Origin of the sequence: Blastomonas fulva, assembly GCF_003431825.1 — a bacterium.
In the GTDB taxonomy this organism is placed as follows: Bacteria; Pseudomonadota; Alphaproteobacteria; order Sphingomonadales; family Sphingomonadaceae; genus Blastomonas; species Blastomonas fulva.
This window is the reverse complement of sequence record NZ_CP020083.1, coordinates 154156-173536: the sequence shown is the minus strand read 5'-3', so window position 1 is coordinate 173536 and position 19381 is coordinate 154156. Positions and strand designations below refer to the sequence as shown.

Genomic DNA, 19381 nt, shown 5'->3' with positions numbered 1-19381 from the left:
CCGCCGGGCTGGCAGCGCCCCCCGAACACGCTGCCAGCCCGCCTTTCCCGCGTCGCCAGAGGAGTTCGCCATGACACCCACCGATCCAAAAGCACCCTGGCACGCAGGCGAGGTGGCGATGCAGCAGACGGTCGGCGCCGCCGATCGGATGGCCACAATCGGGGGCAAAATCGTGCGTGACTTCATGCCCGATCAGCACCGCGACTTCTATGAGCAGCTGCCGGTGATCGTGGTGGGCGCGGTCGATCCGCAGGGAGACGCCTGGGCGACACTGGCGGTGGGCAATCCCGGTTTCGTGTCCTCGCCCGATCCCCGCACGCTGGACTTTGCGCTGCAGCGCGACCCGCTCGACCCGGCAGATGCCGGGCTCGGCGATGGCGATGCGGTGGGGCTGCTCGGGATCGAGCTCCATACCCGCCGCCGCAACCGGATGAACGGCACGCTGCGCCGCACCGGCGCGGATGGGCACCGTGTCGAGGTCGTTCAAAGCTACGGCAACTGCCCCCAATACATTCAGCTGCGCGACTTTTCCTTCGTACGCGATCCTGCGCTCCCCTCGCAGGCCCAGCGCGAGGAAGCGGTTGTCCTCGACGGCCTGGCCCGTGAAATCGTCGCTGCCGCAGACACCTTCTTCGTCGCCTCTTATGTCGATACCGATGCGGGCCGTCAGGTCGATGTGTCGCACCGCGGCGGCAAGAGCGGCTTCGTGCGGATCGATCCGGGCGGCACGCTCACCATTCCCGATTTTGCCGGCAACCTGTTCTTCAACACATTGGGCAACATCCTGGTCAATCCGCGCGCCGGCCTGATTTTTACCAATTTTGCGACAGGAGATGTCGTGCAGATGACCGGCACGGCTGAGGTCATTCTGGACTCTCCGGAAATTTCGGCCTTCCAAGGCGCGGAGCGGCTGTGGACCTTCAGCCCGCGCCGGATCATCCTGCGGCGCGGCGCGCTGGCGCTGCGCTGGGCGATGCGCACGAACGGCTGGTCGCCCAATGCATTGATGACGGGAGACTGGGACACCGCGACCCGGCGCATCGAGGCCGAAGCTCTCGCCAGAAGCTGGCGGCCCTTTGTGGTCACCGATGTCGTCGACGAAAGCAGTACGATCCGCTCGTTCCATCTGATGCCGAACGACGGCAAGGGGCTGATCGCCCATAAGGCGGGCCAGCATCTGCCGATCCGGGTCACGCTGCCGGGCGATACCGACCCGACCTTGCGGACGTACACAATTTCCTGCGCGCCGTCCGACGCCGGCTATCGCATCAGTGTGAAGCGCGATGGCCGTGTCTCGCGGTTCTTGCACGATCATGTGCGGCAAGGCAGTGTTATCGAGGCCAAGGCCCCCGCAGGTGGCTTCACCATCGATGCTGCAGCCACCCGCCCGGCAGTGCTGGTCGCTGCAGGTGTCGGGATCACGCCGATGCTGGCGATGCTGCGGCAGGTCGTCTTCGAGGGGCTGCGTACCCGCAGCACTCGCCAGACCTGGCTGATCCACACCGCGCGCAACCGGGCGGAACGCGCTTTCGATGCCGAGATCGATACGCTGGTCGCCGCAGCGCAGGGCGCAGTCAGGGTTGTGCGCATCGTCAGCCAGCCGGGCCCCCATGAGCGCACTGGCCGCGACCATGATGGTGTGGGCCGGCTGACGGCGGACACTTTCCGCCAGATCCTGCCCTTTGGCGATTACGACTTCTATCTGTGCGGCCCGGGCGGATTTATGCAGGACCTGTACGACGGCCTGCGCGACCTGAGCGTCATCGACGCGCGCATCCATGCCGAGGCGTTTGGTCCGTCCGCTCTGGTCCGCAGGCCGGACCAGAGCGCAGCCGTTCCGCAGCTTCCACAACCCTCCGCCACCAGCGTCACGGTGGTGTTCACCGCATCGGCCAAGGAAGCGCGCTGGCAGCCCGCCAGCGGTTCGTTGCTCGAGCTGGCAGAATCGCGCGGGCTGAAGCCCGAGCACAGCTGCCGCGCCGGATCGTGCGGATCGTGTGCGGTGCGGCTGCTCAAGGGCAAGGTCGCCTATCCCGTTCCACCCACCGCGCCGGTCGGTCCCGGCGAAATCCTGGTCTGCTCGGCGGTTCCCGCCGATGGCAGCGAAGCCTTGGAGATCGAACTATGACCTGCGACCCGCATGCCAACCTGCACCTCGGCCTCTCGGCAGAGGCCATGGTGCTGATCGACCCGCAACTGGGAGATCGACCGACACCTGGCGCAAACAAAAAGGGTCTGTTGCCGCTGCTGATGGCCGCCATTGCCCTGCTGATGCTGCTCCCCGGCGGGCCCTCCGTCCAGAAAAGCGGCTTTCGTCAGATGGCGAGGGCAATGGAATGCGCAAGCCCTTGCAACGAACCGCTCATGATCGCTGCTCGCGCTCCCATGGTGTCCCATTGAGTTTCAGCCAAAAAGGAACTGCCCGATGTCCCGTCCGCCTCTGCCCCCGTTCACAGAAGATTCCGCGCGCGAGAAGGTCCGCCTGGCCGAGGATGGCTGGAACAGCCGCAACGCTGCCAAGGTGACTCTGGCCTACACGCGCGACAGCCAATGGCGCAACCGCGCCGAGTTCCCGACAGGCCATGCCGAGATCGAGGCATTCCTGACCCGCAAATGGAACCGCGAGCTCGACTATCGCCTGATCAAGCAGTTGTGGACATTCGGCGGCAACCGCATCGCGGTTCGCTATGCCTATGAATATCATGATGACAGCGGCCAGTGGTTCCGCGCCTATGGCAACGAGAACTGGGAGTTTGACGCAGACGGCCTGATGGCCAGGCGCTTTGCCAGCATCAACGAACACCCGATCACGCAAGCCGAGCGCAAATTTCACTGGCCGCTAGGCCGCAGGCCAGATGATCATCCGGGCCTCGACGATCTGGGGTTGTGAGAAAAAAAGGCCAAATCACCGGTTGCGGCTGGACGACGGTCGCTGGGGCTCTGGCTTGCAGGAGCCGCATTCTGGTTTGCCCGGGGCGAATTGCCTTTCTGCCGGGAACTGGACAACCCGGCGCGATTACATGACTTCGATCGGTTAGCTGTAGGATGAGACTCCGAAACACGTGGGGCGATGCATCGAATAGTGTTTTGCTAACCGTTTTTCGCTAAGTATCGGGCGATGTGCGGCATTGTTGGACTGTTATCTGCAGACGCTCCGGATCGGCTGGCAAGCCGTATAGCCGCCATGAACGCGGCGATCGTCCACCGTGGGCCCGACGATGCTGGCGTGCATCTTGCGCCTGGGCTTGCCCTGGCGATGCGGCGGCTGGCGATCATCGATCTCAGCACCGGTCACCAGCCGATGATGACTTCGGATGGCGTCACCATTGTCTTCAACGGCGAGATCTACAATTTCCAGTCTTTGCGCGCCGAGCTTGAATCCAGAGGCTATGTCTTCCGGACCCGATCGGACACCGAGGTCATCCTCAATCTCTATCATGCCGAAGGGGTGGCGGCCTTTGCCCGCCTGCACGGCATGTTCGCGATTGCGATCCATGATCCGCGCAGCAACGAGCTGATCCTCGCGCGCGATCAGGTCGGCATCAAGCCGCTCTATATTGCGGAACATGACGGCGAATTCCTCTTTGCCAGCGAGATTAAGGCGATCCTCGCTGCGCTGCCGGGCCGGCCTGCGATCGATCCGCAGGCGGTTTGGGACTATCTGTCCCTCCGCTTCATGGCGCCTGATCGCACGATCTGGGCCGGCATCGGCAAGCTTGGCCCAGGCCAGATGCTCAGGCGCAACCTTGGCGATGGCCGCCAGACCATCGAAACCTACTGGCGTGTCGATCTGACACCCGGGGCGCTCGAGCCGGGGCGGGATTATGCCCGCGAATTTGCCGACCAGTTCATCGCAGCGGTCGACAGCCACATTATTGCGGCCGATGTGCCGGTTGGCGCGTTTCTCTCGGGCGGGCTCGATTCCGGGGCGATCGTGGCGGCGGCGAGCGAGCTTGGCCATCGCGATTTCCACACCTTCTCGATCAGCGGCGATGGCGCGGGCGGCGATGACGAATTGCCGCTGGCGCGCGCCGTTGCCGAGCGGTTCGGCACGACGCATCATGAAATCCGCATGGCGCGGGCCGACTATTTCGATGCACTCGACGATGTGGTCCGCGCCTTTGACGAGCCCTATGGCGATGCGACCGGCGCTGCGCTCTATCTGCTCTCCTGCAAGGCGAGCGAGCATGTAAAGGTCGCGATGTCGGGCGAAGGCGCGGATGAGCTGCTGCTTGGCTATACCCGCGCAACCGACCTTGCCACCCTGGCCAAAGTGGAGCGGCGCTATGGCCATGTGCCCCGGTCCTTGCTGGGTCTGGCCGCGCGTTTCGTCTCGCCCGATCGCGCATCGATCTTGCGCGCGATGGCGAAAGGGGGGCCTGGCGCCTATCGCCGGGGTATGGCCGCGCACATCGGCTGGACGATCAGTGATGCCGAAAAGGCGGCGTTCTGGCGAGGTCCGCCGATGGAGCCCAGCTTCGATCTGGTGCAGGGCTGGTATAGCCTTGCAGATACGGTCAACCCGCTGGCGCAAAGCCAGCAGGCCGATTTCGGCACCTGGCTGGTCGAGGATCTGCTGATGAAGGCGGACAAGATGGCCATGGCGGCATCGCTGGAAACGCGGGTGCCCTTCCTGCACCTGCCGCTGGTCGAATGGTGCCAGATGACGCCGATGGAGGCGAGGATCGGCGCGCATGGACAATTCCGCACCAAGGCGGTGCTGCGTGATTTTGTCGCCACGCGCCTGCCCGACGCGGTGCTGAATGCGCCCAAGCGGGGTTTCCCGCTGCCGATATTCCCATGGTTTGCCGAGCGGCTGCGCGATGCAGGCGGCTATGTTCCGGTCAGCCGGGAATTCCACAACTGGATATCGCTCGATGACCTTCAGCCGATCGTCGCGCGCGCCTGCGCCAACGAACGCCGTGCGCTGGAACAACTGTGGGGTATCGCGATGTTCGATCGCTGGTGCGCAGCCTATGCCGATTGAGTCAGGCGCTGTTCGAGCACCTCGACAATCAGCGGATGCATGGTGAAATACTGCCGCCCATCCTCGCGCCGCTGGGGTGTCGCCGCAGGCGGCTCACCGCTCGCCACCATCCGTGCCACCAGATCCGCGAGCGCTGCGGTCTGGGCCTGATCCACTGCGTGGCGCAGCGTGGCGACATCGCGCAGGCCTTGCCGGGCGACAGGGACGGTTGAGATGATCCGTCCGGTATCGATGCCGGGATCGATCCAGTGCAGCGTGGCGCCCAGCGGGCCGTTTTCCCACGCTGCCCATTCGGCGACATTCATCCCGCGATAGCGTGGCAGCACCCCCATATGCGCATTGAGCACGCCAAGCCGCGGCAGAGCGAGCAGCGGCGCGCGCAATATGCCGGCGCCTGAATGGATCATCAGGTCGATTGCTTCTGCCCGAAGCCGATCGAGCGATGCCGAAGATGCAAGGTCGGGCAGGTCGACAAGCGGGATGGCGTGCTGCGCGGCATAGCTGGCCGCATCCAGCCTTTGGCCGGAATGGCCCGGCTCTGTTGTCCCGTCCTCGCGTCGAGTGCCGAACTTCGAGAGCAGCTTGTCCGTCAGGCCCCGCGGTCCGCGCTCCAGGATCAGCTGGCGCAGCCGTGCTCCGGCGGGCGCGAGAGGTGGTTGCTCGCAGACGATCACATCGGGTTGCACGCCGCGCGCCGCCAGCGCGGAGCCGATCACTGCACATTTGAAGGAATGCCGATGCGTGAGCAGCGCGATCTTCATGGCGGCGTGCCGGCCGCCTGCAGCAGCGCGCGCTTTTCGATCAGGGCGTCGATGAAGTATTTCGCGGCCCAATTGGGCAGCGCCTTGGGAATGTAGCTGCCCCATACCGGGTCCGATCCGCCGATCCCTCCGGCCAGTCCCGGGTTCACATTGTCGCGCAGCTGCGCGTGCTTGACCAGGTCGAGCGCCTTGAAGCCCGCATTTGCAAAGCGCCAGTCGCCTTCATGCCGCGTCAGGGCAAACCAGATCAGCGCCATCTGGGCATTGCCGGTCAGGCATTGCGGGTGTTCCACCTCGCGCCAGCGCCAGTCGAGCACCCCGGGGAGCCAGCGGGACAGTTCGAGCCGCCGCATGATCCCTTCGGAAGCCTGGCGCGCCGCGGCAATCCCGTCCTCGCGTTTCAGGATCAGGCTGCTCGTCAGGACACCGGCCACCGTATAGGCGATGGTGTGGGTATAGGCGGTTCGGCCACTATGCTGGTCGTCGGTAAATCCGGCCAGGTCGAACCAGCCGGTTGCCCTGTCCTGTTGCGCAAGAACCCAGTCGAGATGCCGTTCCGCGCTGGCCAGTGCCGCGCTGTCGCCAAAGGCTTCGCCATATTCAGCCAGCCAGCAGCTCAGATGAGCCGCATAGGTTGCAGCGACATCCAGATAGAAATGGCGGCGAAAGGCGCCGTCTTCGTCCTGCACCGACATCAGCCACGCCGCGCAGCGGGCAGCAGCGGTCTGAGCGCGGGTGTCGCCCGTGCTGCGCGCCCAATGGGTCAACCCATGCAGGATCTGGGCGCTGTTGAACGGCGATGGGCTAGTGCGGTTTTCCAGCACCTCTCCCCCGGGAAAGGCACCATCGGGCAGTTGCAGGCCCAGCAGAAAGTCGATCGCCCGCGCCGCACGGTCGTGCCATTCCGGCTCGTCCCATAGGTCAGCAAGCTTCAGCAGGGTGGGAATGATATAGCCGGTGGTTTCCGGGTAGCTGGATGACCACCCGCGCGCGAGCTTGTAACGCCCTGAAAAGCCGCCATCGTTCTGGCTGTCCTGTGCGGCAGCGAGCCAGCGGGCGGCAGCGCGCATCGCCGCGTCATCGTGCGCGCCAGCCTCGTCGATCGAGCCACGACCGCTGACCTGGTGGAGCAGATAGGCGCCGTGTCCGGAAACCCAGAGCCGACAATCAAGCACGTCGCGGGCAACAGTTTTCAAGGCGGAAAGCATGCCCCTACCCATGGAGTACGGGCCTCAAGGCCGGGCTAACGGAGGATTTCGGCAATGGCTGCATCCACTTGTTGAAACTGGGTTTCGCGAAGATAGGTATGGGTCGGACCTTCGGGCAGATCGGGCAGTCGGCCGCCATGGGCGTCCTTTTGCGCCAGCCATTCGACCAGTTGGCGAGCGATATCGTCCGGATGGGTCATCACCACGCCAAAGGGTCCTGCGCGCACGATATCCGCTGCTTCGCCGGTATCCGACCCGATTGTCAGGATCGGGCGCCGGGCGCCAATGTACTCGAAGACCTTGCCCGGAATGATCGAGTCCTCGGCCGGGTCGTTCCAGCGGCAGAGCAGCAAGACATCGGCCTCGCGCTCAAGCTTCAGGATGTCGCGGCGCGGGACAGGCTGACGCAGCTCGATGCAGTCCGCGACGCCGAAATGCGCGGCGCCCGATACCACCGCCGATTCCTCGTCGTGGAAGAAAACGACCCGGATGCGTGCGCGCACCGAGGCATCGAGCTTGGCCAGGGCCGCCAGCAGCACGGTCGGCTCGCGCTGACCGGCATAGATGATTCCGGCATGGACGATGATCAGCCGGTCAGGATCATGCGCGGACACGGTGTCGAGGGTAGCGAAATCATCCGCGCCAAAGCCGTTATAGCTCAGCGTCACCGGCCGACGGAGCGCGCGGCTGACGCGACTGGCTGCACCGCGAGTGAGCGCGACATGGCCCGCCGCCTGGGCAAGGGTGCCCCAGGCGTGGCGCCGCTGGATCGGATCGAACAGCGGGTGGCCATCGTTATAGGGGTTGCCCGCCCAGAGGTCGCGCAGTTCGGCAAGCCACGGCCGGTTCAATCGCCGCGCGATCTGGCAGGCCACGACATGGCCGGAATGCGGTGGTGCGGTGGAGTAGATGAGGTCCGGCTGCCATTCTTCCGCCATCGCGACGGCCTGCGCCACCGCCGGCTTGATCCAGCTGTGATACCGGTCGGGAAAATGGACGATCTGGCGATAGAGCGTCTGGAGGCTTGCCAGATAGCGATTGGAGCGGCTCTCGCGTTTGACCAGCAGCTTCTTGACGCTGCCCACCGTCTGTACGAGGGGCGGGGCTGCCTGGCCGAAGGGGATGTACCTGACCGCCTCTGGTGCAAGGCAGTGATCCAGTTGGCCGGCGATCGCCGGGTTCTCCAGCGCAATCACGCGCACATCATGGCCCTGATCGCGCCACCAGCGCACCAGCATCGGCGCCCGCACTGCACCCAGCGGGGAGTATGGCGGGAAAAACCCTGCAACAAGCAAGATGCGATGAGGCATCGATCCGCGTCCTGTCAGGAACTGACAGGTGATTTAGAGGATTGGAGCTCCATGACGGGCACGCGGATGTGGCTTGCTGTGCTCAATGTTTCAAACTTTGCCATTCTTTAGGTTTTGAATTTGAAATGCCGCCGGTCACGATGAAGCCTTCGAAGAACAAATAGTGGCTTGGCCGCAATACACATCGGTCTACCCAAACTATTTGGACGACATCGAAGAGGCGGCTGAACAAAAAACGTGGGTGATGCCCCATGGATTCCGGCTGCGACCCGATCCGATGCAAGCATCACCCAGTATCCTATCCCAGCGCGAATCCGCGACCGAGATGTTCGCATGACGAGGTGGGAACTCGACCTGCAGGATCCGGATGAGCCGTGTAATATCTGCCACTTTACCGATAAAAAAATAGAAAGTTGCAGATGAGATCAATAGCAAAAATCTATCGGTAAATCCCTGTTTCAAAACGGGATCACAATGCTGAAATCTCGCTATCTTCAAACATTCATGACTATTTGAATATGAGGGCCCGGATTCGGTTAATTGGAATGGGCTGTCAAACTATGTCAGCATGCCGGTCAGCGTTGCTGCGCAGAATTTCCGCACGTCATCTTGTTGAACGAGAGGGCATGCGCGGGAGCATCCCCGAGCGCGGACAAAAGCGCACACCCAGCCAATGTGCTCACCTGCCGCGCTGGTAGCCCCACTTGGAGGTTTGTCGTCTAGGATGTCATAAGTTCGCGCACGGAAACGTTGAGGCTCTGGCGGCAGGCGATGAAACCCACCAGGCATACGCTTGCCACCATCGCAACCACCATGCCAGCCACCCAGACCAGGTTCGGGCTGTAGGTGAGGTTGAACTGGCTGCGATAGATCAGCAACCCTGCGCTCCAGGTCCCCGCGATGGCGCCCATCGCGGCAATCAGGGCCGTGACGCTCCAATCGTAGAAACTCAGCTTCAGGCAGTCGGCCTTGCTGACCCCCATGCTCATCAGCAGGCCGTTCTTCTGGCGGTCGTCTGCGCTGAAACCGCTGACCGATGCTGCGAGCACGAACAGCGCCAGCAGGAGCACCATGGCCGCATAGCCGCTGGTCAGACTGGTGACGATCCCGAGCGTCCGGTCGAACCGTTCGGTCAGCTCGCGAAGCGGGACCAGCGCAAGACTGGGATATTGCTGCCACAGTCCGGCCAGCGCATCCCAAGCCTGTTCCGGCAGCTCCATGCTGCCCATATAGAGCGTCGGGGCCTCGATCTGCGCCCTGGCGGCCAGCGGAACCTGGAACCAGAAGGTGATCGATCCATGCCCCGGCTGGTAGGCATGGCTAGCCACCAGCGTAAACGCATAGAGCTTGCCGTTGATCTGGTAGGTGAGCGTGTCGCCATAGCCCAGCCCCATGTCTGTCATCACTTCAGGTTCCGCAGAAATCTGCCGCCAGTTCGACGTGTCCGCCGACCACCACCTGCCGCCGGCGAGACGGTTGTTCTGCGGCATGGCTCCCGCCCAGCTCAGCCGGATCGGATCCTTCAGCGTGGCGAGCGTGTCGCTGGGCTTGTCGCCAAGCTCGGCAAGGCTTGCGCCGTTCACGGCGACAAGCTGGGCCGACACGAAAGGGCGCAGTGCGCGAACGCTGCTGCCGGTCTGCGTCGTCCATTGGCGAATTCCCGCAATCTGGTCCGCACCGGCTTCGGAAATCATCAGATTGCCATCATGGCTGCGACCATATTGCTCCATCGTCGTGCCCAGGTCGCGCATCAGCATCAGCGTGAACAGCAGCAGCAGTCCCGATAGGCCCAAGCCCAGCACTTGGGCGGATTTGGCGAACAGGCGCTGGCGCGTGATGAAAAAGGCAAAGGGGAGCAGGCCTGCGCGGCGGCGCCCCCACAGATCACCCAGCCGGATGACGGCCCAGGTCAGCGCCACCATCAGGACAAGCGCCGCTGCGATCGCGGCAAGCGTCATACCGGTCAGCAGCCAGTTGTCCGAATAGACGGCGGCCAGCAGCGTGACCGATGCTATGCTCCAGAACAGCCGGTGCCACACAAAGCTGTTTTCGGCGGGGTTGCGGATCAGCGAAAGCAGCGAGGCGCGGCGCAGCTGGAGGAAGCTGGGTACCTGCAGCGCCAGCAGCAGCACGAAGACAAGACCGATCGTCTTCAGGGCGGGCAGCCAGTGCCACGCCGCGTCAAGGCCTGGAAACTGCTCCTGCAGCTGTCCGACGATCAGCACGTACGCCAGCGTCGCCAGCAGGGTGCCCAGCAGCACGGCGAGGATGAATCCCGCCAACCATTGCCCCAGCGCCATCGCAATACCGGTCCGAGTGGTGACCCCGAAGCTCGCATAAAGCGCCAGCCGATAGCGCATGCTGGCGAGCCAGCGGCGGGTGGTCATGTCAAGCGCCACGGCGCCCATGAACACCAGGATGACGGCGGCAAGGCCAAGGAAATTCTCGGTGCGCTGCCAGAAGCCTGCTAGCGGATGCTGACCGCCGATTTTCCTGATCACGGTTGCACCGGGCAGCGCCGTGCGCACCCATTCTTCGATCGCCCGTTGCTGCTCTTCATCCGCGGTGACGAGATAGCGGGTGCGGCCTTTGCTGCTGGCGAGCGATGCTGCGTCGAGGCTCTGGCTGTGCACCATCGCCCGCTGCGTGGTGCCATGGCCTTCCATGATGCGGTCGGGTTCGTGAAACAGGATGGCGCCGAGCCGCAGCCGGGTGCCGCCGATGACGAGAGTGTCGCCAGGCTGCATCCCCAATTTCGTCGCCAGCCTGGATTCGAGCCAGATTTCCCCGACCCCCGGGCCCCGGCTGACCGCACGCTGGCGCGCGACCGGTGTGTCGCCGATCTGAAGCTTGCCCTGCAACGGATAGGCATCATCCACCCGTTTCAGCTGGACGCGGGCCCATCTGTCCTGATGCGTCAAGGTTATGTCGCTGATCTTGGTCACCGAAAGCCTGGGCGCCAGGCGTCCGAGGGCGCGCTCATTATCGCGTGTCAGCGCCGAATGGCTTTCAACCACCAGGTCCGAACCCAGCATCTGATCGAGATTGTCGGCCAGATAGCTCTGGATCGACGCGCTCGTGAGCGACAGCGTCATGAGGAAGAAGAGCAATGCGGTTTGCGTTGCCAGGGCTATCCGCCCGTGCTGCTGTTGCAGATCTCGCCAGCCATTTTCCAGCGCGAGCCAAAGCGCGTTCATGCGGCTTCCTCCAGCCGTCCGGCCGCCAGAATCAGGCTCGCGCCGGCACGCTGTGCCAATTGCCTGCTGTGGGTCACGATCACCAGACCGCACCCTGTCGCCTGCGCGCAATCGCACATCAGCTCGGCCACGGCCTGGGATGTGTGGATATCCAGATTGCCGGTCGGCTCGTCCGCGAAGACAAATCTTGGAGCTGTAATAAAGGCGCGTGCCACGGCAATGCGCTGCTGCTCGCCGCCGCTCAATTGGTGGGGGCGGTGCCGGGCCCGATCTTTCAGCCCCACTTTCTCGAGCCAGAGTGCCGCGATATCGGACGCGTCGCGATTTCCCTTCAGCCTGAGCGGCAACGCCAGATTGCCGATCGCGTCGAGCTCGGGCATCAGATGGAACTGCTGGAAGATGAAGCCGGAATTGGCCCGCATCGTTTGCGCGTCGACATCCGCGCCATGGATGATGAAGCGCACGGTGCCTCCCGCGGGCTTTTCCAACCCCGCGGCAATCGCCAAAAGGCTGGACTTGCCCGCGCCCGAGGGCCCCACGATGGCCAGGGTTTGGTCCGCATGGATCGTGCAGGAAAGCCCCTTGAACAGCTCGATCCGTTCGCTTGCCGTATCAAAATGATGGCTGATGGCGTTCAGCTCTATGGTGTCGGGCGTGTCGGGCATATTGCTTTCCTGCAGTTGATCCGGCCTTCACCCCGGGGCGCGTCGGGCCAGGGTGCGACGGGGTGGGTGACGGCTCGGCCGCCACCGCGTCATGGCATCGTGGCAAGCGTGTTGCGCGCCTCTGCGATGGCAGAGACGAGTTCGGGCCTGCTGAAATGGGGCAGCGCCAGTTCCATGACGTCGACCGCATTGGTCAGCACGCCGCGGTCCGATCCCGCCGATTGCGCGCGGAAGAACCCCCACATCGCGATCAGCGGAACATCATAGAGCGTCGGGTCCGCGTTGAACGCCGCGCGCGCTTTCACCGCGTCGCCATTCAGCATCTGCCCAAGCAGCAATATGCTCCGTTCGTCGGCCCATGGCTGGCGCGGCGCAGGCGTCCGACCCATGGCCCTGATCACTGCTTCTGCCGCCGCTGCAGTGGAATAGGGGTTCTGCCCCGTCACCAGCCGGCCATCCGTGACGACATGGCTCAGCATCATCGGGGCATCGCTGAATTTTGCGCCCGAGCCGCGCAATCCGTTTTCCAGTAGCACGGGGAAGGCCGGCGCCCAGCCCTTGCCGAACAGCGCTTCCTCCTCGTTCGAAAATCCGGTGACCGACCGCCCTTCGAGCAGCGACGTCCCTCCTTGCAGCAAGACGTTCATCAGCACTGCAGGGCCATGGCAGACGGCGCCAACGACGCCGCCCGCCTGATAGGTCCTTGCAAGCAGCGCCTTGAGCTGAACGTCGACTGGAAGGTCGAACATTGCGCCCTTGCCGCCGATGATGAAGACCGCCGCATAGTCCTGTTTGTCCAGGCTTGCGATTGACCGGGTGGCGGTCAGCTTGGCTGCGGCCATCGAGTCGGCCAGGAAACGCCGGTTGTAGGGTTTGTCGCGATTGAACTTGTCTGCGACGACAGCCCCGCCTGCGGGACTTGCGATATCGACCTGCAGGCCATTGTCCACGAACACGGCATAGGCCTGGGTGAGTTCGTCCATTTCGAAGCCGGGGCGCACCTTGCCCTCTTCCTGTCCATGCCCGCTGATCACCAGCAGGACACGGTTGTACTGGCTGGTGGTGGCATTCGCAGGCGCAAAAACCAGCCAAGCGAGCGTGCACGTCAGCATCGTTGTTATCCGCAGCAGCATCTTATACCCTTTCGATCGTCTGTTGATGCTGGCGCCTTTCGCACACCAGGTGTCATGCGGATGTGAAACGCCTTTTGACGTTCTTTTGACACGGGGGGCGCCAAGGGGCGGAGGCAACAGCCGGGAAACTGCTCTTGAGCAACAGCTTCGACATTCTGCTGGTGGAGGACAGCCCCGATCTGGCCAGCAACATCATCGACTATCTCGAGGCGCTCGGGCACCGGATGCATTATGCCGCAGACGGGGAAGCGGGATTGCGCGAGGCGCTGGTCCGCCCGGTCGATATCGTGCTGCTCGATCTCGCCCTGCCGAATCGGGGGGGCTTGAGCGTCTGCAGCGAGATCCGTCGCCGCGCAGACCGGCGAATACCGATATTGATGCTGACCGCGCGCGATACGCTGGACGACAAGCTGGCGGGATTTGCGCATGGTGCCGATGATTATCTGGTCAAACCCTTTTCGCTGGCAGAGCTTGCCGCGCGGGTTGCCGCGTTGGCGCTGCGGCCGCAACTGGGGCAGCTGCATTGCTTTTCGGTGGGGCCGCTGACCATCGACCGGCAGGCGCGCACGGCGACGAGGGACGGGCAGCTGCTGCGTCTGACGCCGCTGCTGTGGGAACTGCTGTTGCTGCTGGCCGAAGCATGGCCCAATCCCGTGAGCCGGGACGAGGCGACATTGCGGCTGTGGGGCGATGATCCGCCCTCGTCCGATTCGCTGCGTGCGCATCTGCACCTGCTGCGCCAGGTGGTGGACAAGCCATTCGACCGTCCGATCATCGAGACCGTGCACAGTGTCGGGTTTCGCCTCAAGGTCGTGCCATGAGCGCGAGTCGACACAGCCTGCGCGGGCGGATCGTTCTCACGATCATCGGCAGCGTGATTGCGACAAGCGCGATCTTCGGCCTCGCCGCCTTCGGTATCGCCTATACCACCGAAGACCGCTTGTTTCGCGACGTGCTCGCCGAAGAGGTCGCGCACCAGACGGCCGCCTGGCGCAGGTCGGGCACACTTGCGACACCCGCCAACCCCGACGTCACCATCTATCGCCAAGACCAGCCGCTGCCACCGGATATCCGGAAGGACTTTGCCGCCAATCCCCGGCAGAGCGAGTTTTATGGTCGCAAGGGACGCCATTACCACGTCCAGCGCTTCGATCCAGCCGATGGCAGGCCGGGTGCGGGGCGGACGCCAGCGGTGGCGGTGATCGAAGTCAGCCAGGATCTGCTGGTTCGCCCCTATCGGGATTCGATCATCGTGCTGCTGGCCGGGCTCAGCCTCGTCATCGCGGCGGTCATGGCCGCGTTCGGATGGTGGCTGGTCAACCGGGCGATGAAGCCGCTCAGCGCGCTGGCGCACGATGTCGCACGCGCAGAGTCGGCGATACCGATCCTTCATGTAAGGGACTATCCGGCCAATGAGATCGGGACGCTGGCAGAAGCGCTGGAGCAGGCGTTTGCGCGCATCGGCGGATTTGTCGAACGCGAGCGAGCCTTTACCCGCGATGCCAGCCACGAACTGCGCACGCCGCTGGCGGTCATCTCCGGAGCCGCCGAGGTCATCGCGCTCAACCGCGATCTTCCATCGGATCTTGCCGAACCCTTGCGCCGGATTGAAACGGCGACCACCGACATGGTCTTGGCGCTCGATCAGCTGCTGGCGCTGGCGCGCGAAAACGAGGGCGTTCGCAAGGAATGCGTGGCGCTGCGGGCGATGATCGACAAGGCCGTGTCCTGGGCCAGGCTGCGCTACCCCGGCAGCCTGATCGAGGTTGCGACCGGCATCGATAGCGACGCCGCCGTCCTTGCGCACCCCACCTCGTTGCAGCTTGTGCTCAACAACCTGATCGGCAATTGCTTCCAGCATGTCGGGACCGGACAGCTGGTGATCGGATACGAAAACGGTACACTGTCGATTTCGGATGACGGCCCCGGGTTCGAACCGGGTACCGATCCGTTTGCTCGCTTCGAGAAGGGCGATCGCAGCAGCGGCAGCGGCCTGGGGCTCGATATCACCCGGCGCCTGTGCGATGCGGCGGGGATCGGGCTGGTCGTCGGCGAGGCCGGGGATAGCCGCAAGGGCGCACATTTCCGTCTCGAACTCGGGGCCCCCTTGGGGCATGGCCCACGATGATGGCCTCCAACGACCAAAGATCGCCGAGGTTCTAGGCGCTGCCCAGCGGGATCCAGGCCATTGCGAGCCCGGCCAATACGAGAACGGCGAGGGTGCGCGGGATGCTCCAGTGCAGCCGGAACAGGATCAAGCCGGCCGCCAGCGACAGCAGGCCGGCGCGGGCGTCGAAGCTGGCAAGCTCGGGAAGCTGGACGTACAGCGGGCCGATCGCGGTGGGCGTGACGCGTGCGAACAGCACGTGCAGTGCGAACCAGATCGAGAGGTTGGCGATCACCCCGACCACCGCTGCGGTCAGTGCCGCAAGGCCACCCTTGAACCGCGTGGCATGCTGCAGCCGGTCGATCCAGGGCGCGAAAGTGAAGATCCACAGGAAGCACGGCGCAAAGGTCACCCAGGTGGTGAGCGCCGCGCCCAGGATGCCCGCGGTGATCGGCGAGAACGGCTCGGGCGCGCGGAAGGCTGCGAGGAACCCGACATGCTGGGTGACGAGGATCAGCGGACCCGGCGTCGTTTCGGCCAGGCCCAGGCCATCGGCCATCTCGCCGGGTTGCAGCCAGCCGAACGTCTGCACCGCCTCCTGCGCCATATAGGCCAGCACCGCATAGGCGCCGCCAAAGGTCACGATCGCGAGCTGCGAAAAGAACAGGCCGATATCCCAAAACACATGGCTCTTCCCCAGCGTCGCCAGCACCACCGCGAGCGGCAGCGCCCAGATCGCGCCCCACGCTAGTGCCGTGCGGCCCATCGCGCGCCATGTGGGTGCTGCCGCGGGGGCGTCGCCAGAGACGGGCTTGAGCGCCAGCCAGCCGGGACGCCACGCCGCCACGATCATTCCGAGCGCGCCTGCGCCCAACACCACCGCCGGAAAGGGCAGGTCGAACAGGAACAGCGCCAGAAAGGCACTGATCGCAAGGCCCTGCTTGAAGCAGGTGTCGAGGGCTCGCCCGGCGATGCGGATCAGCGCCTGGACTACGATCGCGAGCACCGCGGCCTTGACGCCGAGAAATGCTGCGGAAAACCAGTCAAGATTGGCCGCCAGTGCATAGAGCGTCGAAAGCGCGAGCATCAGCAGCGCGCCGGGCAGGACGAACAGCAGACCGGCGGCCAGCCCGCCCTTGAGCCCGTGCAGCCGCCAGCCGATCCACGTCGCCAGCTGCTGCGCTTCCGGGCCGGGCAGCAAATGGCAGAAGTTCAGCGCGTGCAGATACTCCTGCTCGCGCACCCAGCCGAGCCTGTCGACCACTTCACTGTGCATCAGCGCGATCTGCGCGGCGGGCCCGCCGAAGCTCAGGCATCCGATGCGCGCGAAGACGCGCAGCAGGTCGGCAAAGTCGGCGGTTCTGTTTGGTTGTGTCGGCACCGGGCCAGGCTCCCTCAATTGCCGACCCCTCGCACGAGAGGCAAGCCAGAGGCAACGCTTGGGCGCGGACCGCCTGACCGGGAGGTTGCACCTGTCCCGGTGCGTCCTTGCTTCCACAGCTGCGGCCGCGCGTCAATATCCGGCGGTTGCCGTCAGGCTGGGCAGCGTCGCCCGGTTCAGGCGGGGCTGGCGGCCTTGAGGCGATAGAAGATGCCGCTTTCGTCCTGGCCGGTCAGCTCGAGCACGCCCGTCACCACGAACATCTTAGTCTCGTTGGTCGGGAACGGGATGTCGGCATAGACCTCGATGAACTGGTTGGGGATGGCGTGGAAATGGAAGGGGCAGCCCGGGGGATAGGCGAGCAGGACGAAGTGCTTCTGGCGGCTGCCGGTCTCGAGCGGCTTCATCCAGCCGGCCACCTTGATGCGCTTGCCGGCCAGCGCCTTCACCGCCGGGGTGAACAGCGGCTTGGAATAAAGATAGCCGTCCTTGCCGGTGCGGGTCTGTTCCTTGGTGGCTTCCAGCACCGCCCAGGAGACGCCGCCCTTGGGGGTTGCTGCGGGCTTCCAGACATCCTCGACCGGGGCCTTCTTGCCCTGCTGCATTGCAGCGTGCGAGGCGGTCTGCGGGACGGCGATTAGGGCGAGCGCCGCAATGGCGGGGATGAGCTTGCGCATGGGAGGTGTCCTCAACTGTATTTTGCCAGGGTTTCGGCCAGATCGACCCGGAAGATGCGGATGGCGGGGATCGCTGCCGCGACCAGCCCGATGGTCAGCGCCGCGCCGAGGATCACGGCCTCGCCGGGAAGGAAGCGTAGCGCCGAAATGCCAAGTTCGCTGATCGTCGGGAAGGCGCTGGATGCTGCCGCCATCGCCGCGTGCGCGAGCGCGATGCCTCCGACTGCGCCGATCGCCGCGATCAGCAGCCCTTCCGCCAGGATCGTGCCGAACACCGCCCCCGGTGTCGCTCCCATCACCCGCAGCAGCGCCAGATCGCCCTCGCGCGCGCGGGTCGCGCTCCACAGCGCGACGAACAGGCTGAGCCCGGCCGACAGCGCGAGCAGCCAGCCGAACAAGCGGGCGCCCTCGATCACCGAGCCGAACAGCCCGAGCAGCCGCGCTGCCTCTGCCGCGGGCGCGGCGGCCTGCAATGCGGTCTGGCGGTTGATCTGGGTGGGCAGGCGCATCGCGGCGGCCGCGTTGCGATAGCGCACCAGGATCGCGGTGATCTCCGGCTGCGGGGCTTCTGCCTGCAGCGCTTCGTCATGATGCTCGGAGTCGTGATCGTGATCGTCATGATCGGCGTGGTCATGCCCGGCTTCGCCCTCATGATCATCATCGTGCTCGTCATGCGCGATCCCGTGCACGTCCCACACCGATTCAACCGAGGTGATGATCAGCCGGTCGAGCGCGGTGCCAGTGGGGGCCAAGATCCCGACGGTTTCGAACGGCGCATGGTCATGGCCCTGTTCGCCATCGGGGTCGGTCTCCAGGCCATGGCTGCCAACGAATTTCTGCCCCAGCCCGGCGCCGGTGCGCCGCGCGACATCTGCGCCGAGCACGACCTCTGACGGCCTCGCGAAAGCGCGGCCCTGCGCGATCCTCGCGCCGTAGAGATCGAGCAGGCCTGAATCACTCCCGACAATCCGGAAACCCTCGAAATTGTCGCCCAGCGCCAGCGGAACAGCCTTGCCCACGCCGGGGTCGGCGCGCAGCCGCGCCAGCTCGCCCAGCGGGATGTTTCCGGTCGGCTGGTCGATATGATAGACGCTCGACAGCACCAGCTGCAGCGGCGACCCCTTTGCGCCGACCACCAGATCGATGCCGCGCGCATCGCGCTCGAACCGCTCGCCGGCCTGTGTGGCGAACTGCAGCAGCAGCACCAGCGTTGCAACCGCAATGCCCAGCAGCAGCGCGTTGAGCCCCACCGTCAGCGGGCGGTCGCACATATAGGCCCATGCCAGCCGGATCATGCTGCAGCCTGCTCGGCCATCGGGCCGATCTCGCGCACCGAGGCGACATGATCGCGCAGCCGGTCGTCATGCGTCACGATCAGCAGGCTTGAACCCGCCTCGCGCGCGCACTCGCGCAGCAGCGTGACCACCTTTTCCATGTTGGCATGATCGAGCGCCGATGTCGGCTCGTCGGCGATGATCAGGTCCGGCTGGCCGATGAGCGCGCGGGCGATGGCAGCGCGCTGTGCCTCGCCCTGGCTGAGCTGGCGGGGAAGGGCATGGGCGCGGTGGCCAAGTCCCAGCCGCTCGATCAGCATCGCCACGCGGTCGCGCCCGCCGGTGCCCCCCACAAGTCTTTGAGCGAGCAGCATATTGCCGGTGAGGTCGAGCGCCGAGACCAGCCGCAGCGTCTGGAAGACCAGCCCGATTCGGCGCCTGCGCAGATCGTCGCGCCGGGCGGGGCCGAGCCCGGTCATGCTCTCGCCCGCAATGGCGATGGTGCCGCTGTCGGGCGTGAGCAGCCCGCACACCAGATTGACCAGCGTCGACTTGCCGCTGCCCGATGCGCCAATCAGCAGGCTGTGTTCGCCGGGCTCCATGGCAAAGCTGAAATCGTCGAGGATCGGGCGTCCGGCATAATGGAACGCGACGTGCTGAAGCAAAAGGCTCATGGCTGAG

At 64.7% G+C, this 19381-nt stretch carries 16 protein-coding genes; 6 read left to right on the top strand and 10 right to left on the bottom strand.

Annotation, left to right across the window (positions count from 1 at the left end; translation table 11 throughout):
• Positions 1 to 70: 70 nt before the first annotated feature.
• From B5J99_RS00825 to asnB, 4 genes are all read left to right on the top strand, one after another.
• The gene (locus tag B5J99_RS00825) at positions 71 to 2128 is read left to right on the top strand and encodes a 2Fe-2S iron-sulfur cluster-binding protein (RefSeq protein ID WP_117351149.1); all 2058 of its coding nucleotides are present in this window, start codon (positions 71 to 73) and stop codon (positions 2126 to 2128) included.
• Entirely contained in the window at positions 2125 to 2400 is a 276-nt protein-coding gene (locus tag B5J99_RS00820; protein WP_117351148.1) for a hypothetical protein, read from the top strand. The genes B5J99_RS00825 and B5J99_RS00820 overlap by 4 nt, the downstream gene beginning before the upstream one ends.
• A gap of 25 nt (positions 2401 to 2425) precedes the next feature.
• Positions 2426 to 2890, top strand: a complete 465-nt coding sequence (locus B5J99_RS00815) for a nuclear transport factor 2 family protein (protein ID WP_054134177.1) — start codon at positions 2426 to 2428, stop codon at positions 2888 to 2890.
• Positions 2891 to 3118: 228 nt separating this feature from the next.
• A complete protein-coding gene (gene asnB / locus B5J99_RS00810) occupies positions 3119 to 4987 on the top strand; it encodes an asparagine synthase (glutamine-hydrolyzing) (protein ID WP_117351147.1) in 1869 nt (622 codons plus the stop codon).
• Here asnB and B5J99_RS00805 read toward each other — a convergent pair.
• The 6 genes from B5J99_RS00805 to B5J99_RS00780 form a co-directional block, all read right to left on the bottom strand.
• A complete protein-coding gene (locus B5J99_RS00805; protein WP_069050598.1) occupies positions 4975 to 5748 on the bottom strand; it encodes a formyltransferase family protein in 774 nt (257 codons plus the stop codon). The genes asnB and B5J99_RS00805 overlap by 13 nt on opposite strands.
• Positions 5745 to 6944 carry a prenyltransferase/squalene oxidase repeat-containing protein gene (locus B5J99_RS00800; protein ID WP_162892394.1) on the bottom strand — a complete coding sequence of 400 codons (1200 nt, stop codon included), beginning with the start codon at positions 6942 to 6944 and terminating at the stop codon, positions 5745 to 5747. Before B5J99_RS00800 ends, B5J99_RS00805 begins: the two co-directional genes overlap by 4 nt.
• A 47-nt stretch (positions 6945 to 6991) precedes the next feature.
• Positions 6992 to 8266: a glycosyltransferase gene (locus B5J99_RS00795; protein WP_117351145.1), complete on the bottom strand. Its 1275-nt coding sequence runs from the start codon at positions 8264 to 8266 to the stop codon at positions 6992 to 6994.
• A 719-nt stretch (positions 8267 to 8985) separates the two neighbouring features.
• Positions 8986 to 11463 (bottom strand): ABC transporter permease, encoded by a 2478-nt coding sequence (locus B5J99_RS00790; protein ID WP_117351144.1) that lies wholly within the window; start codon positions 11461 to 11463, stop codon positions 8986 to 8988.
• Entirely contained in the window at positions 11460 to 12128 is a 669-nt protein-coding gene (locus B5J99_RS00785) for an ABC transporter ATP-binding protein (RefSeq protein ID WP_117351143.1), read from the bottom strand. Before B5J99_RS00785 ends, B5J99_RS00790 begins: the two co-directional genes overlap by 4 nt.
• Positions 12129 to 12217: 89 nt before the next feature.
• On the bottom strand, positions 12218 to 13261 hold the full coding sequence (locus B5J99_RS00780) for a type 1 glutamine amidotransferase domain-containing protein (protein ID WP_117351142.1): 1044 nt from the start codon (positions 13259 to 13261) through the stop codon (positions 12218 to 12220).
• Between the two features lie 134 nt (positions 13262 to 13395).
• On the opposite strand from B5J99_RS00780, the gene B5J99_RS00775 reads away from it, so the two are divergent.
• Both B5J99_RS00775 and B5J99_RS00770 read left to right on the top strand, forming a co-directional pair.
• On the top strand, positions 13396 to 14082 hold the full coding sequence (locus B5J99_RS00775) for a response regulator transcription factor (RefSeq protein ID WP_211337857.1): 687 nt from the start codon (positions 13396 to 13398) through the stop codon (positions 14080 to 14082).
• Entirely contained in the window at positions 14079 to 15389 is a 1311-nt protein-coding gene (locus B5J99_RS00770) for a sensor histidine kinase (protein WP_117351140.1), read from the top strand. The genes B5J99_RS00775 and B5J99_RS00770 overlap by 4 nt, the downstream gene beginning before the upstream one ends.
• Positions 15390 to 15420: 31 nt before the next feature.
• Here the strand turns inward: B5J99_RS00770 and chrA are convergent, their stop codons facing one another.
• From chrA to B5J99_RS00750, 4 genes are all read right to left on the bottom strand, one after another.
• Positions 15421 to 16749 carry a chromate efflux transporter gene (gene chrA, locus B5J99_RS00765; protein ID WP_117351139.1) on the bottom strand — a complete coding sequence of 443 codons (1329 nt, stop codon included), beginning with the start codon at positions 16747 to 16749 and terminating at the stop codon, positions 15421 to 15423.
• 176 nt (positions 16750 to 16925) lie between these two features.
• Positions 16926 to 17426, bottom strand: coding sequence for a DUF3299 domain-containing protein (locus B5J99_RS00760; protein WP_117351138.1), 501 nt, complete (start codon positions 17424 to 17426; stop codon positions 16926 to 16928).
• A gap of 11 nt (positions 17427 to 17437) precedes the next feature.
• Positions 17438 to 18721, bottom strand: coding sequence for an ABC transporter permease (locus tag B5J99_RS00755; protein ID WP_117351137.1), 1284 nt, complete (start codon positions 18719 to 18721; stop codon positions 17438 to 17440).
• Positions 18718 to 19374, bottom strand: coding sequence for an ABC transporter ATP-binding protein (locus B5J99_RS00750; protein WP_117351136.1), 657 nt, complete (start codon positions 19372 to 19374; stop codon positions 18718 to 18720). Before B5J99_RS00750 ends, B5J99_RS00755 begins: the two co-directional genes overlap by 4 nt.
• Between the last annotated feature and the right edge of the window lie 7 nt (positions 19375 to 19381).

Coding starts and splice junctions, on each gene's coding strand:
- B5J99_RS00825 (WP_117351149.1), top strand. CDS start 71: ATGACACCCACCGATCCAAAAGCACCCTGGCACGCAGGCGAGGTGGCG.
- B5J99_RS00820 (WP_117351148.1), top strand. CDS start 2,125: ATGACCTGCGACCCGCATGCCAACCTGCACCTCGGCCTCTCGGCAGAG.
- B5J99_RS00815 (WP_054134177.1), top strand. CDS start 2,426: ATGTCCCGTCCGCCTCTGCCCCCGTTCACAGAAGATTCCGCGCGCGAG.
- asnB (WP_117351147.1), top strand. CDS start 3,119: ATGTGCGGCATTGTTGGACTGTTATCTGCAGACGCTCCGGATCGGCTG.
- B5J99_RS00805 (WP_069050598.1), bottom strand. CDS start 5,748: ATGAAGATCGCGCTGCTCACGCATCGGCATTCCTTCAAATGTGCAGTG.
- B5J99_RS00795 (WP_117351145.1), bottom strand. CDS start 8,266: ATGCCTCATCGCATCTTGCTTGTTGCAGGGTTTTTCCCGCCATACTCC.
- B5J99_RS00790 (WP_117351144.1), bottom strand. CDS start 11,463: ATGAACGCGCTTTGGCTCGCGCTGGAAAATGGCTGGCGAGATCTGCAA.
- B5J99_RS00785 (WP_117351143.1), bottom strand. CDS start 12,128: ATGCCCGACACGCCCGACACCATAGAGCTGAACGCCATCAGCCATCAT.
- B5J99_RS00780 (WP_117351142.1), bottom strand. CDS start 13,261: ATGCTGCTGCGGATAACAACGATGCTGACGTGCACGCTCGCTTGGCTG.
- B5J99_RS00770 (WP_117351140.1), top strand. CDS start 14,079: ATGAGCGCGAGTCGACACAGCCTGCGCGGGCGGATCGTTCTCACGATC.
- B5J99_RS00760 (WP_117351138.1), bottom strand. CDS start 17,426: ATGCGCAAGCTCATCCCCGCCATTGCGGCGCTCGCCCTAATCGCCGTC.
- B5J99_RS00755 (WP_117351137.1), bottom strand. CDS start 18,721: ATGATCCGGCTGGCATGGGCCTATATGTGCGACCGCCCGCTGACGGTG.
- B5J99_RS00750 (WP_117351136.1), bottom strand. CDS start 19,374: ATGAGCCTTTTGCTTCAGCACGTCGCGTTCCATTATGCCGGACGCCCG.